Source organism: Curtobacterium sp. 9128 (genome assembly GCF_007673775.1).
Classification (GTDB): Bacteria; Actinomycetota; Actinomycetes; order Actinomycetales; family Microbacteriaceae; genus Curtobacterium.
Genome location: NZ_VEAF01000007.1, coordinates 145801 through 160134, shown reverse-complemented (window position 1 = coordinate 160134; position 14334 = coordinate 145801). Strand labels below are relative to the sequence as shown.

The window sequence follows — 14334 nt, the reverse complement described above, 5'->3', positions numbered from 1 at the left end:
GGGTCGAGCCTCCAGTCCGGCTGTCGGTCTACGAGTCGGTCGGTTCGGCGCGGACGGGGGAGTCGTCCATCACGCCAGCAGCGTGCGAGAGCACGCCACGCAGGTTCTCGAGGTACCCGGCGACCGCCTCGCGCTCGGTGCGGATCGCCGCGAGTCGGTCCTCGGCGTCGGCGATCTCCGCTGCGGACCGCTCCTCGGCCTCGGTGACGAGCCGGTGTGCGCGCTCCTGCGCGTCGGCGAGCAGGGCACGGGCGCGCTCCTCGGCGTCGGCCGTGCTCGTGCGCTCCAGCTCGTCGGCCTCCTGCTGGAGGCGCTCGGCCCGCTCGCGGGCCTCCGTCGCACGCCGCGTCGCCTCGGCCAGCTGCAGGTTCGCCTCGTCGAGGTACTTCTGCGTCTCGCGCACCGTCTCGTGGTGCTTCTGCAGGTAGTCCTGCTCGGCGTCGTCGCGACGGGCGGCGAGCTCGGACTCGAGCGTCGTCCGCGCTTCGTCCCGCTCGCGGGCGATCTCGGCGCGCACCTCGTCGCGCTCCTTGGCGAGGTCGGCCCTGGCGGTGTCGATCTCCTGCCGGAGCGCGGTCCGCTCCGCCTGGAGGCTGCCGAGCTCGGCGCTCCGGCGCTCGGCGATCTCGGTGTCGACCTCGGCGTGTTCGCGATCCCGCCGGGCTGCGAGCTCGGCGTCGTGCTCCTGGGCGGCACGTTCGGCGGCCGCGGTCGCCTCGGCACGCTCACGGTCGATGCGCTCGCGGTGTTCCTCGGTCTCCCGGGCGATCCGCGCGGCGGTCTCCTCGACGAGCCGTGCGTTCTCCGCTGCGGTCTGCTCCTGGTCGATGCGCAGCTGCTCGCGGGCGGCACCGAGCTCCTGCGCCAGCGCGGCCCGCGCGGAGGCGAGTTCACGGTCCCACTCGGCGCGGGCGGCGGCGAGCTCCTCGTCGAGGACGCGGCGACGGTCGGCGAGTTCGGCGTCGAGCTCGGCGCGCCGGGCGTCCACCTCGGCGGTGAGGTCGGCCCGGGTCGTCGTGACCTCGAGCTCCAGCGCTCGTGAGCGCTCGGCGTGCTCGTGCTCCCACGCCGCGCGGCCGTCGGCGATCTCGCGGTCGAGCGCCTCGCGGCGGGTGCGCTCATCGCGGTCGAGGTCCTCGAGCCGGCGGGCGTGGTCGGCCTCGAACACGCTGCGGCGGTGCTCGGTGTCGCGGTCCAGGTCGGCGGCGGCGGCGCGGGCGTCGGCGGACTCGCGCTGGGCGAGCTCACGGAGTTCGGCGACCTCGTGCTCGACCGACGCGCGGAGGGCGTTCGTCTCGCGGATCGCGACGGACCGGGTCTCCGCCGCCTCGGTCACGGCGGCACCGCGGACGGCGGCGGCCTCGTTCCTGGCGTCCTGGACGAGCAGGCCCGCCTCGGAGCGGGCACGTTCGACGGTGTCCGCCGCCTCGGCGCGGGCGCGGGCGACCTCGTTCGTCGCGCGGGTCCTGGCGTCCTCGAGGGTCTCGCGGGCTTCGTCCCGGGCCTCGCGGAGGGTGCGTTCGGCCTCGGTGCGGCTCGAGGCGCGCAGGCGTTGGGCGTCGATGTCGGCCTGGCTGATCAGCCGGGTGGACTGCTCCTCGGCGACGCGGAGGGTGGACTCGAGCCGGGTGCCGAGTCCGCTGTACGTGGGGGTGCCCGCCTCGTCGAGCTCGGCCTGGAGGTCGGCGACACGGGACTGCAGCAGCCGGATCTCCTTCGCGGCCTCGGCGCGGTCGTTGTTCGACTTGATGAGTTCGCGGCGGAGGTCGTTCAGGGCACGGTCGACGTCGTCCTTGCGGTACCCCCGCATCTCGGTCCCGAACTCTGCCTCGTCGTTCGCCACGTGTCGCTCCCGGTGGTCCTCGAGGACGGCGCCGTGCCGCCCGCGCGTCGAGTGTAGTGGTGCCCGACGAGCCAGGTCTGAGTCGGCGGACAGCCGGCGGGGATGCGCTCTCCAGGCTGTCTCGCGTATCCTGGGTCGTTGTTTCGCGCGCCGATTCCCCCCACCCCGGCGCCGAGGGAGAGAGATCCGTGCGATTCGTCCTGGCGATCATCAGTTTCGTGATCGGGCTGCTGCTCGTCGGTCTGGGCGTTGCCCAGCGCACCGTCTTCGCGCCTCCGTCCTCCACCGTCGCGCAGGCGTCCTCCATGGCGTCCGCCCCGGTCACCGTCATCCCCGGCTCGACGCTGAACGCGAACCCCGGGTACCAGCGCATCAACATCGCCGGCTCGGGCACGGTCTTCGCCGCCTACGGCAAGACCAGCGACGTCGACGCCTGGGTGGGCAAGGCCAAGCACAACACCCTCCGCTACGACGCCGAGGACGAGCGCCTCGTCGCCCGGACGAGCGGCAGCGCCGGATCGGTGCCGGACCCGAAGGGCAGTGACCTCTGGTACCAGGAGTACGACGGCGCAGGACAGTTCACCGTGCGCCTGCCGCAGGACGTCTCCATGGTGATCGTCGGCGACGGCAAGTCCGCTGCCCCGTCGGACGTCTCCGTGACCTGGCCGCGTGACACCGCGACGCCGTCGGTCGGGCCGCTCATGGTCGCCGGTGGGGTCTTCGTGCTCGGCGGCATCGTCCTGCTCGTCTGGGCGTTCGTCCACCAGCGCCGATCCCGGGGCCCGCGTCGTCGGAGCGGCGGGACCAGGCCGCCTCGCGTCCGCGCCTCGCGCCGGGCCGCGGCAGCCGGTGCGCAGGTGCCCACGCGGTCGCGTCGTGGCCGCAGGTCCCTGATCGCCGTCCCCGTCGTGCTCGTCGGTGCCCTCGCACTCACCGGCTGCTCGGCCGAGTACTGGCCGCAGGGCGGCGACGACCCCAGCGCGACCGCGACCCCGAGTGCATCCGCGACGGGCGCAGCGGAGACGACCGAGCCGACCGCGGCCACCCGACAGCAGATCACCCGCATCGTCGGGCGCATCGCCGAGGTGGCGACGAAGGCCGACGCCGACAAGGACGCCGACCTCGCCGCGACCCGCTTCGCCGGTCCTGCGCTGGAGCTGCGCAAGGCCAACTACCAGATCCGCGGCAAGGACCAGGACGTGCAGGCACCGCCGGCGATCTCGGACACCGACATCTCGGTGGCGCTGCCGCAGCAGACGGACAGCTGGCCGCGCACCGTGTTCGTGGTCACCTCGGACCCGAAGGACACCAAGACCGCGCCGCAGGCCCTGACGCTCGTGCAGGAGTCCGCCCGCGCCGACTACAAGGTCGTGTACGACGTCTCCCTCGAGGCCGACGCCAAGCTGCCGTCGGTGGCGCCGGTGTCGATCGGCACCGCGCAGCTCGCCTCGGACACGAAGCTCCTGGCGATGGCTCCCGACGAGATCGGGGCCGCGTACGGCGACATCCTGTCGAAGGACGCCGACAGCCAGTACGCCCGCATGTTCCAGTCGGACGGGGACGACCTCCGCGCGAAGATCGGCAAGGCGTACAAGGACGAGAAGTCGTCGTCGCTGCCGGACACCGCGAAGATCGAGTACTCGTCCGAGTCGCCCGACGGCACCGCGATCGCCCTCGCGACGAACGGTGCCGGCGCGATCGTCTCGGTCGACCTCAACGAGATCGAGAAGGTCACGCCGACCGCCGACGGCGCCGAGGTCAACACCGAGGGTGCCGTGAAGGCCCTGTCCGGCGTCGACTCCAGCAAGAAGGGCATCAGCGCTACGTACGGCGTCCAGCTGCTCTTCTCCGTGCCGGCGGTCGGTTCAGACGACAAGATGGTCCTGCTCGGGTTCACGCAGGGCCTGATCGCAGCGAGTGAGGTGCAATGACGAACGTCCCCCCGACCCCGTCCGGACTCCGCGGAGCCGTCGACCTGTCGTCCCTGGTCGACCGCGCGAACCGTCCACCGGCCCAGCAGGGCGCCCCCGGCGCCGTCCCGACGACCGGCGCCGCCCCCGCGGGCGCGCCCGGTTCCGAGGCGGGCGGTGACCTGACCCTCCCGTCGCTCGTCATCGACGTCACGGACCAGACCTTCCAGGACGTCCTCCAGCTGTCCTCGATCGTCCCGGTGATCGTCGACATCTGGGCTGAGTGGTGCGGTCCGTGCAAGCAGCTCTCGCCGATCCTGGAGCAGCTCACCGAGGAGTACGCCGGACGCGTCGTCCTGGCCAAGGTGGACGCGGACACCAACCCGCAGCTGGTGCAGGCGTTCCAGGCGCAGTCCATCCCGACCGTCGCCGCCGTCATCGGCGGACGTCCGCTCGGGCTGTTCGTCGGGGCCCTCCCCGAGGCGCAGGTCCGCGACGTCTTCGAGCAGGTCCTGCAGGCGGCGGAGCAGAACGGCGTCGCCGGCCGCGTCGCCGTCGACGGCGCCGCCCCGGGACCCGACGGTGCCGAGGCCGAGCCGGAGCCGCTGCCGCCGCACCACCAGGCGGCCTACGACGCCATCGAGCAGGGCGACTACGCCACCGCCATCCACGAGTACAAGACCGCCATCGCGCAGGACCCGCACGACCAGATGGCCGTCGCGGGCCTCGCGCAGGTGTCGCTCCTCGACCGACTGCAGGGCCGCACCGCGGACGAGATCCGGTCGGCCGCTGGTGATGCCCCGACCGACGTCCAGGCGCAGCTCGCCGTCGCCGACCTCGACATCAGCGGCGGCCACGTCGAGGATGCCTTCGGTCGTCTGCTCGACATGGTCCCGACGGTGTTCGGTGCGGACCGCGAAGCGCTCCGGGTCCGTCTCGTCGAGTACTTCGAGCTCATCGGGTCCGAGGACCCGCGGGTCGTGGCGGCGCGTCGCCGCCTCGCGAGCGCGCTGTACTGAGCCGCGTCGCCGCGACGGACGGGAGGCCCGGTGCCAGCTGGCACCGGGCCTCCCGTCCGTTGGTGGGCGCGTCCGGCGCCTGCGGTCCCGGGGTCCCCGGCGATCCGGCGCCAGGTTCCGTGATTCTGGAACCTCGCTCGGCGAGGTGCCGGAATTGCGGAACCGGGGCGGACGTGAGCGGCGAGTCGTGGAACCTCGCCGCGCACGCGCCGCCCCGGCGCCGGAGCGCTGCGCCTTACCCGCTGCGCGCTACTGCGCCAGCTGGAGCCAGACCGCGCCGAGCGGCGGCACCACCAGGTGGGCGGAGGCGGGACGTCCCGCCCAGGGGGTCTCCTCGGCGGTGACGACGCCGAGGTTCCCCACACCGGAGCCGCCGTACTCGGCTGCGTCGGTGTTGAGGACCTCGTGCCACTGTCCCGCCGACGGCAGACCGAAGCGACGCTCGACCGGCACACCCGAGAAGTTCACGAACACCGCGAGCCGATCGTCGCCGGCCTTGCGGAGGAACCCGATCGTGGAGTGCGGGGCGTCGCCGCCCTCGATCCACTCGAAGCCGTCGGCGGTGGCGTCGTGGGTCCACAGTGCCGGCGTCTGCTTGTAGACACGGTTGAGTTCAGCGACGAGCCGCTGGACACCGTTGTGCCCGGGGTCCTCGGACTGCCACCAGTCGAGGCCACGCTCTTCGGACCACTCGGCGACCTGGGCGAACTCCTGCCCCATGAAGAGCAGCTGCTTGCCGGGGTGTGACCACATGAACGACAGGTACGCGCGGACGTTCGCGAGCTTCTGCCACTCGTCTCCGGGCATCTTGCCGTAGAGCGAGCCCTTGCCGTGCACGACCTCGTCGTGGCTGATCGGCAGGGTGAACTGCTCACTGAACGCGTACACGAACGAGAACGTCAACTCGTCGTGGTGGTAGGCGCGGTACGCCGGGTCGCGCTGCACGTACTCGAGCGTGTCGTGCATCCACCCCATGTTCCACTTCTGCCCGAACCCGAGGCCGCCCGCACTCGTCGGCTGCGTCACGCCGGGCCACGAGGTGCTCTCCTCGGCGATCATCACGATGCCGGGGTAGCGCTTGTACGCGGTGGCGTTGGTCTCCTGCAGGAAGGAGATCGCCTCGAGGTTCTCGCGGCCGCCGTGGATGTTCGGCAGCCAGTCCGTGCGGGAGTAGTCGAGGTACAGGATGGACGCGACCGCGTCGACGCGGAGGCCGTCGATGTGGAACTCCTCCATCCAGTACAGCGCGTTCGCGACCAGGAAGTTCCGCACCTGCGGCTGACCGAAGTCGAACACGTAGGTGCCCCAGTCGAGCTGTTCGCCGCGGCGGGGATCCGGGTGCTCGAACAGGGCGTACCCGTCGAACTTCGCCAGGGCCCACTCGTCCTTCGGGAAGTGGCCGGGCACCCAGTCCATGATCACGCCGATGCCCGCGGAGTGCAGGCGGTCGATCAGGTACCGGAGGTCGTCCGGGGAGCCGAAGCGCGCCGTCGGGGCGTAGTAGCCCGTGACCTGGTAGCCCCACGACCCGCCGAACGGGTGCTCGGAGAGCGGCAGGAACTCGACGTGGGTGAAGCCGAGGTACTGCACGTGCCCGATGAGCTGGTCGGCGGCTTCGCGGTACGACAGGCCGGGACGCCACGAACCGAGGTGCACCTCGTAGACGCTCATCGGTCGGTCGTGCGTGGTCGTCTGCGCCCGCTGCTCCATCCACGCGCGGTCCCCTTCGGACCACTCGTGGTGGGCGCTCGTGATCACCGAGGCGGTCAGGGGCGGGACCTCGGTGCGGCGTGCGAAGGGGTCGGCGCGCTCCACCCAGCCGCTGTCGGTGAGGATCTGGAACTTGTAGCGCTGTCCCTCGACGGCGCCGGGCCAGAACAGCTCCCAGACGCCGAGGTCGCCGAGTCGGCGCATGGCCGTCGTGCGGCCCTGCCAGCCCTCGAAGTCACCGATCACGCGGACGGCGGTGGCACGCGGTGCCCAGACGGCGAACGCGACGCCGTCGACTCCGTCGATCGTGCGGACGTGGGCGCCGAGGTGGTGCCAGAGCTGCTCGTCGCGACCCTCACCGAACAGGTGCAGGTCCAGGTCGCCGAGGGTCGGCGGGAACCGGTAGGCGTCGTCGGTGGTCCAGGTCGTGTCGTCGGCGTCCGTCGACTCGTCCTGGTCGTAGTCGGCCTCGACGCGGTACCGGCCGAGCGTCTCGGAGGTCGCCCCGGCCCAGAGACCGTCGCCCTCTGAGGTGAGCTCGATGTCGTCCCCCTCGGGGCGGACGAGCCGGACGGCGCGGGCGAGGTGACGGACCACGCGGACGCTCGTCCCACCGTCGACGGGGTGCGGGCCGAGGACGTCGTGCGGTTGCGACCATCGGCCCTCGGCGACCTGCTGGCGGAGCCACTCCTCGACCGGAGCCGGTCGCGGGGCGGGGAGGGCGGACGTCGTCGTTGCCGTGTTCGCGTCGGATGCGGTCGGCTCGGAAGCGGTCTGCTCGGGTGCGGCGTCCGGCTCGGGTTTGGCGTCGTCAGCGGTCGCCGGCTCCGGTGCGGCATGCCGCGGGTGCGCTGCCTCGGGGGCCGTTCCTGCCGGAGCCGTCGCGTCCGGGGCTGTGTCCTCGGTTGTCTCCGGGGCGGTGTCCGCCGGGGCCGTCTCCGCCACGGGCGCCGCGTCTGCGACCGGCGTGGTCTCCGGCATCGAGGTCGCGCCGCCGCCGAGGGTCTCGGACTCCTGCACGCCGCGGTCGGGGGACTCCCGCTTGGGCAGGCGCGCGCCGGGCATGTCCTCACCGGGAGCGGACGCGCGGGGTTCCGTCCGGGACGTGCCGCCGGAACCCGACGGCGAGGTCACCTGCGGCGGCGTCGCGACGGGTCGAGAGGGCACCGGTTTCGGCACGGCGGGCGTCGGTCGCGCCGAGACGGGCGGGGGCGGCGGCTGGACCGGCGGCACGCTCGGCCCCTGCCCGCGGTCCCGGGGTTCGTTCCGGTCGGCCTCGTTGGGGTCGGTGGTCATCGGTGTGGTCCTTCCACGACGAGCAGGTGCACGGGTTCCTGGAATGCGTCCAGGCGGACGTAGTTCGACGAGCCCCAGACCCAGCGCTGCCCGGTGACGACGTCGCGGACGTCGAACGCCTGCTCCGGGTCGAGACCGAGGGCGGTCAGGTCGAGGTGCACGGTGGTCTCCCTCGCCGAGTGCGGGTCGACGTTCGCGACGACGATCACCGTGTCGTCGCGACCCGAGCGGATGAACCGTCCCGGGAGGTGCTTGGAGTAGACCACGACGGCGTCGTCCTCGCTGGCGTGGACATGCAGGTTCCGGAGCTGCCGGAGCGCCGGGTGCGCCGAGCGGAACCGGTTGAGCATCGTCACGTACGGGGCGAGGCTCGCGCCCTCCGCTTCGGCGAGCGCGAAGTCGCGCGGCTTGTACTCGTACTTCTCGTTGTCGATGTTCTCCTCGGATCCCGGACGTGCGACGTCCTCGAAGAGCTCGTAGCCGGAGTACATGCCCCACGTCGGCGCACCGGTCGCGGCGAGCGCCGCCCGGACCTTGTACCCGGCGCGGCCGCCGAACTGCAGGTACTCGGTGAGGATGTCGGGCGTGTTGACGAAGAGGTTCGGACGGAGGTACGCGGCCGTCTCGTGGGCGAGCTCATCGAAGTAGTCGGTGATCTCGTCCTTGGTGTTCCGCCACGTGAAGTACGTGTACGACTGCTGGAACCCGGCCTCGGCGAGGGCACGCATCATCGCGGGGCGGGTGAACGCCTCGGCGAGGAACACGGTGTCGGGGTGCTCGTCGCGGATCTCTCGGATCACGCGTTCCCAGAACCACAGCGGCTTTGTGTGCGGGTTGTCGACGCGGAAGATGCGGATGCCGAAGGCGATCCAGTGCTTCAGTACGCGCTCGACCTCGGCGACGAGGCCGTCGGGGTCGGAGTCGAACTGGATCGGGTAGATGTCCTGGTACCGCTTCGGCGGGTTCTCGGCCGTGGCGATCGAACCGTCGGCGCGGACCGTGAACCACTCCGGGTGTTCCCGGACCCACGGGTGGTCGGGGGAGCACTGCAGCGCGAAGTCGAGCGCGACCTCCATCCCCGAGTTCTTCGCCGTCTCGACGAAGTCGCGGAAGTCGTCCTCGGTGCCGAGGTCCGGGTGGATGGCGTCGTGCCCACCGTCTTCCGAACCGATCGCCCACGGGCTGCCCGGGTCGTCGGGGCCGGCGTCGAGCGTGTTGTTCGGGCCCTTCCGCGCGGTGTGGCCGATCGGGTGGATCGGCGGCAGGTACACGACGTCGAAGCCCATGCGGGCGACTCCGGGGAGCCGGCGGGCGGCCGTGCGGAAGTCGCCGCTCTTCCAGGAGCCGTCGGCGCCCCGCTTGGCGCCTTCGCTGCGGGGGAAGAACTCGTACCAGGCGCCGACGCCCGCCCGGGTGCGCTCGACGTCGAGCAGCTGCACGGCGGACTGCGTCCGGAGCGAGGTGAGCGGCGCTTCCTCGACCTCGCCGACGATGCGGGGGTCGTCCACCGCCGCGAGCCGTTCGGCCGGGTCGAGGGAGTCGTCCCGGACGCGTTCGGCGGCGCGGGCAGCGGCGGGGGAGTCCGTCTCCGCGGCGAGCCGGTCGAGCAGCGCTGCGCCGTCGAGCAGGGTGGCCTCGGTGTCGACGCCGGCGGCGATCTTCAGGCGCGCGCCGTGCAGCCACGTCGCCCAGTCGTCGGAGTAGGCCTCGACGTGCCAGGCCCACACGCCGGTGTGGTCCACCTGCACCGTGGCTTCGTACCGGTCGGTGCCGGCAGCGACGAGGGTGAGCGGGACGGTCCTGGTGCCGCGGTCGGGACGCTCCAGGACGAGGTCGGCACCGATGACGCCGTGCCCTTCTCGGAAGACGGTCGCGCCGAAGGTGATCACCTCGCCGTCGAACGCCTTGCCCGGGAAGCCGTTGGGCGTCCTCGGGGCGAGATCGGTGATCGGGATGCGCCCGATCTTCGGACGCCGGGGTCGGTCTGCGGTGGCCACGGAGACGACGCTACCCGGCAGCACCGTTGCTGTTCCCCGGAACGGCGAGTCTGTGGACAACGCGCTGCTCGATCTCGGGTGCGTTCCCTCACGGTGCGCGGTTGATCGCACGGTGCGCAGTCACTCGCCGGCGGGTGTCGCCCCGCACGGTGCGGGGTTGTCGGCCGGTGCGGTCTTGCCCGACCCGTGCGAGCCTCCATAGCGGCACCGAGCGGTCAACGGGGCACCGGGTACGAACCGCGCACGGTGCGGACCGGACCAGCGCACCGCGGCCCGGACCGCGCACGGTGCGCGTTTGTTCGCTCGTGCGGGCTTATCCGAACCGTGCGAGCCTCCATGGCGGCACCGAGCGGTCAACGGGGCACCGGGTACGAACCGCGCACGGTGCGGACCGGGCCAGCGCACCGCGGCCCGAACCGCGCACGGTGCGGACCGGGCCAGCGCACCGCGGCCCGGACCGCGCACCGTGCGGACCAAGCACCCGGACCGAACCGCCCACCGCGCCCCGAACCGCGCACCGTGCGCGGCCCCCCGCACCCGACCCCTCAGACGACCTCGAACACGTGGATCCCCGGCCCGTACGCCGTGAACACCGTCCCCGCCGGCCGGTGCCGGTCGAGGTCCCGGTGCTTCTCGCTCGACCACGCCAGCCGGTAGGCGAGGACGTCCTCCCGCACCGGCAGCGTGAGGTCCCGCGTCCGCCCGCTGCCGTGCACCACGACGAGCACCCGGTCGTACGGCTCGTGCTCCGGCGTCGACTCGACGAAGTACTGCACCGCGCGGTGGATCGGCTCGTTCCAGGCGCCCTCCGTCATCGGACCGCCGTCGGGCCCGTACCAGCTCATCCGCGATGCGGAGGGCGTCACCTGCCCGTCGACCCCGAACCGCGACGGTCGCAGCGCCGGATGCGCCGCCCGCAGCCGGGTGAGGGCCGCGACGGACTCGGTGACGGACTCGGCGTCCTCGCCGTCGGACCAGTCCACCGGCGTCAGGTCCTCCGAGCGGACGTAGGCGTTGTTGTTGCCGTGCTGCGTCCGTGCGCGCTCGTCGCCGGCGGTGATCATCGGCACCCCGGCGGAGAGCAGCAGCGTCCCGAACAGGTTCCGCAGCGAACGGCCCCGTGCCGCGCGCACCCCGCGGTCGCTCGACGTCCCCTCGACGCCGTGGTTGAACGAGTTGTTGTCGTTCGAGCCGTCGCGGTCGTCCTCACCGTTCGCCGCGTTGTGCTTGTCGTCGTACGACACCAGGTCGAGCATCGTGAAGCCGTCGTGTGCGGTGACGAAGTTCACCCCGGCGAGGGGACCCCGGTCGGCGCCGAACAGACTGCGCGAGCCGGTCAGCGCGTCCGCGAGCCGCCCGATGCCGGTGTGCGGAGCGCCGTTCCGCCGTTCCTCGGCGATGTCGGTCAGCCAGAACCGCCGGACCACGTCCCGGAACCCGTCGTTCCACTCGGTGATGCGCTCGCCGAAGTGCCCGGTCCGCCAGCCGTCCGGTCCGACGTCCCACGGCTCGGCGATCACGAGCACGTCCTGCAGGTCCGGGTCGTGCCGGATGCGCTCCAGGACCGGGTGCGCCGGGTCGAACGCGTGGTCGGCGTCCCGGGCGAGCGACGCCATCAGGTCGAAGCGGAACCCGTCGACCTGCACCTCGCGCGCCCAGTACCGCAGGCTGTCGAGGACCAGGTCGGCGGTGGCCTCCACGGACGTGTCGAGCGTGTTCCCGCAGCCGGTGGTGTCGAAGTACGTGTCGTCGGCCGCCCAGCGGTACCGGTTCGCACCGTCGATCCCGCGGAGCGACGTGGTCGGACCGCCGAGCCCCTCCTCGGCGGTGTGGTTGTAGACCACGTCGAGGACCACCTGGATCCCCGCCTCGTGCAGGAGCCGGACCATGCCCTTGAACTCGCGGAGCACCCCGTCGGCACCCTGCTCCCGCGCCCCGGCGGAGGCGTACCCGGCGTGCGGGGCGAAGAAGCCCAGCGTGTTGTAGCCCCACGCGTTCTCCCGGCCGGCGTCCCGCAGCCAGCGCTCGGTGTCGAAGGCCTGCACCGGCAGCAGCTCGAGCGTCGTCACGCCGATGCGCCGCAGGTGCGCGATCGTGCTGGCGTGTGCGATGCCCGCGTACGTGCCGCGCAGGTGTTCCGGCACGGCGGGGTTCGCGGCGGTCAGCGTGCTGACGTTCGCCTCGTAGACGACGGCGCGGTCGAGCGGCACCGTCGGCTTCGGCACCCCGCCCCAGTCGAACGCGCCGTCCACCACCACGCTCGTCCAGCGCGCGGGGGAGTCGGCGGCACGCGGGACGATGCCCCGCGCGTACGGGTCGAGCAGCGGCCGTGACCCGTCGAAGTCGTGCCGCGGCCCGGACGGACCGTCGACGAGCAGGTGGTACGTGTCACCGACCCGCACGTCGTCCACCGACGCGGTCCAGAGGTCGGAGTCCCCGAGACGCTCCAGCGACGTCGCGCCCCGGCCGTCGACGACGAGCGTCGCCCGGGTGGCCGAGGCCGACCGCATCGCGAAGCGCGCGGTACCGTCAGCACGCAGGACGAACCCCTGGTTGGTCTCGATCGCGGTTTCATACACCTGACCAGGGTACGAGGACCAGCGGGTATCCTGAGAACGCACGAGAAAGGGGTGCCTGCGTGTCGGTCTACCTCGACCACGCCGCGACGACGCCGATGCTGCCGGAGGCGCTCGCCGCCTACACGGACGCACTCACGACGGTCGGCAACCCGTCCTCGATCCACAGCGCCGGGCAGCGCGCCAAGATGCTGCTCGAGGACGGCCGCGCCCGCGTCGCCGCGTCGCTCGACGCCGAACCGGTCGAGGTCGTCTTCACCTCCGGCGGCACCGAGAGCATCAACCTCGCCGTGAAGGGGCTCTACTGGGCCCGCCAGCAGGACCGTCCGCGGCCCCGCATCGTGGTGGCGGCGGGGGAGCACCACGCCACCGTCGACACCGTGGACTGGCTGGAGCGGCACGACGGTGCCGTCGTCGACGTGGTCCCGTTGGACGCCCAGGGTCGCCTCGACCTCGCCGGACTGGAGGCACGGCTCGCCTCCGCCGAGGACGTCGCCCTGGTCACGCTCCTCTGGGCGAACAACGAGGTCGGCACGATCCAGCCGGTCACCGAGGTCGTCGCGCTGGCGCACGCCGTCGGTGTGCCCGTGCACGCCGACGCGGTCGCCGCCTACGGGCAGGTCCCGGTCGCCTTCCGTGCGTCCGGGCTCGACGCCCTCAGCGTGTCGGCACACAAGGTCGGCGGGCCGGTCGGCATCGGGGCGCTCGTCCTCGGCCGCTCGGCGACGGTCGAGCCGCTCATCCACGGCGGCGGCCAGCAGCGCCAGGTCCGGAGCGGCACGCAGGACGCCCCGGCCGCGATCGCCTTCGGGGTCGCGGCCGCGACGGCGCACCCGGACGTCCGAGGGCTCCGCGACCGGCTGATCGCCGGCGTGCAGGACGCCGTGCCGTCGGCCGTCCTCCGAGGCGACCCGGTGGACCGACTCCCGGGCAACGCGCACTTCACCTTCCCGGGCTGCGAGGGCGACTCCCTCCTGTTCCTCCTCGACGCCGCCGGGATCGCCGTGTCGACCGGTTCGGCGTGTCAGGCCGGCGTCCCCGAGGCGTCGCACGTCCTGCTCGCGATGGGACTCAGCGAGGACGAGGCCCGCGGCGCACTCCGGATCACGCTCGGGCACACCTCGACCGACGCCGACGTCGACGCCTTCCTGTCCGCCCTGCCCGACGCAGTGGCGCGTGCGAGCGCCGCGGGCATGGCGTCCCGGCAGCCGGTCCTCGGGCGGTAGGTCTCGACGCCTAGGCTTGGCGGATGCTCTCACGACGCGAGGCCGCCGTCCGGCTCGACATCCCCCTCGAGATGGCGACCCACCACGGGATCCCCGCGCGGCTGAGCGAGGCCGACCTCGCTGCGATCGAGCAGGATCCGCCGGCGTGGCTCGTCCAGTCCCGCGCGAACCGCACCGGGACGAAGAAGGTCTGGGTGCGCCTGGAGTGCGTCGTCTGCGGGTACGCCGAGACGGCACGGCCGAAGAAGTGGTGGCCGGACTGGGACCACCTGATGTGCGACTACCACGCCCCGTACCAGGCGCCCGACCCGACGGCCGGACTCGTGCGCCGCGAGGTCGAGGGCATCGGCAGTCGGTTCGTCGCCCTCGTCGACGAGCGGGCCTGACCGGCACAGGCTCGGGTTCCCGCAGTCGGAGCTGCCCGCACTGCTCGAGGTGGGATGCTTGTGGGGTGCAGCACGACGACGGCCCCGCGGACATGGACGAGCTCCTGCGTCGCGGGGAGCAGTCCGTCCCCGCGACGTCCTCGGCACTCGGGCAGGTCGCCGGGCTCAGCGGGCTGCTCGCGGTCTTCAGCGGCGCGGTCTCGGTGCTCGCGGCGGGTGTGGTCGTCGCCGGCGGTGTCGTGGTGATCGTCGTCGGCATGCTGATCGCGGTTCCGTTCCTGCTGTTCTGACAGTCCTGCCGACCGTCCTGACGGTCCTGCCGGAGCTGCACCGTGCCTCCAGGCCGGGGAGCCCCGGTAGGATCGACGATC

Annotated in this window: 9 protein-coding genes; 5 read left to right on the top strand and 4 right to left on the bottom strand. The window is 72.5% G+C overall.

Annotated features, from left to right (window positions below):
* Positions 1-28: 28 nt before the first annotated feature.
* A complete protein-coding gene (locus FS641_RS15670) occupies positions 29-1843 on the bottom strand; it encodes a hypothetical protein (RefSeq protein WP_144765492.1) in 1815 nt (604 codons plus the stop codon).
* A gap of 188 nt (positions 1844-2031) precedes the next feature.
* Here FS641_RS15670 and FS641_RS15665 point away from each other — a divergent pair, with 188 nt between their 5' ends.
* Together FS641_RS15665 and FS641_RS15660 are read left to right on the top strand one after the other, a co-directional pair.
* Complete coding sequence (locus FS641_RS15665) at positions 2032-3774, top strand: hypothetical protein (protein WP_144765490.1); 1743 nt, start codon at positions 2032-2034, stop codon at positions 3772-3774.
* Complete coding sequence (locus tag FS641_RS15660; RefSeq protein WP_144765488.1) at positions 3771-4772, top strand: tetratricopeptide repeat protein; 1002 nt, start codon at positions 3771-3773, stop codon at positions 4770-4772. The genes FS641_RS15665 and FS641_RS15660 overlap by 4 nt, the downstream gene beginning before the upstream one ends.
* A gap of 249 nt (positions 4773-5021) precedes the next feature.
* Here the strand turns inward: FS641_RS15660 and glgB are convergent, their stop codons facing one another.
* From glgB to FS641_RS18185, 3 genes are all read right to left on the bottom strand, one after another.
* Entirely contained in the window at positions 5022-7778 is a 2757-nt protein-coding gene (glgB, locus tag FS641_RS15655; RefSeq protein ID WP_260855869.1) for a 1,4-alpha-glucan branching protein GlgB, read from the bottom strand.
* The gene (locus FS641_RS15650) at positions 7775-9775 is read right to left on the bottom strand and encodes a maltotransferase domain-containing protein (protein WP_186317797.1); all 2001 of its coding nucleotides are present in this window, start codon (positions 9773-9775) and stop codon (positions 7775-7777) included. Before FS641_RS15650 ends, glgB begins: the two co-directional genes overlap by 4 nt.
* A 545-nt stretch (positions 9776-10320) precedes the next feature.
* Positions 10321-12354 carry a glycogen-debranching protein gene (locus FS641_RS18185; protein WP_186317796.1) on the bottom strand — a complete coding sequence of 678 codons (2034 nt, stop codon included), beginning with the start codon at positions 12352-12354 and terminating at the stop codon, positions 10321-10323.
* Between the two features lie 59 nt (positions 12355-12413).
* Between FS641_RS18185 and FS641_RS15635 the strand changes: the two genes are divergently transcribed.
* The 3 genes from FS641_RS15635 to FS641_RS15625 all read left to right on the top strand — a co-directional run bounded on the left by FS641_RS15635 (position 12414) and on the right by FS641_RS15625 (position 14253).
* Positions 12414-13577, top strand: a complete 1164-nt coding sequence (locus FS641_RS15635; RefSeq protein ID WP_144765484.1) for a cysteine desulfurase family protein — start codon at positions 12414-12416, stop codon at positions 13575-13577.
* Positions 13578-13600: 23 nt separating this feature from the next.
* The gene (locus FS641_RS15630; RefSeq protein ID WP_144765482.1) at positions 13601-13963 is read left to right on the top strand and encodes a hypothetical protein; all 363 of its coding nucleotides are present in this window, start codon (positions 13601-13603) and stop codon (positions 13961-13963) included.
* Positions 13964-14028: 65 nt separating this feature from the next.
* The gene (locus tag FS641_RS15625; RefSeq protein ID WP_144765480.1) at positions 14029-14253 is read left to right on the top strand and encodes a hypothetical protein; all 225 of its coding nucleotides are present in this window, start codon (positions 14029-14031) and stop codon (positions 14251-14253) included.
* The last annotated feature ends 81 nt before the right edge of the window (positions 14254-14334 follow it).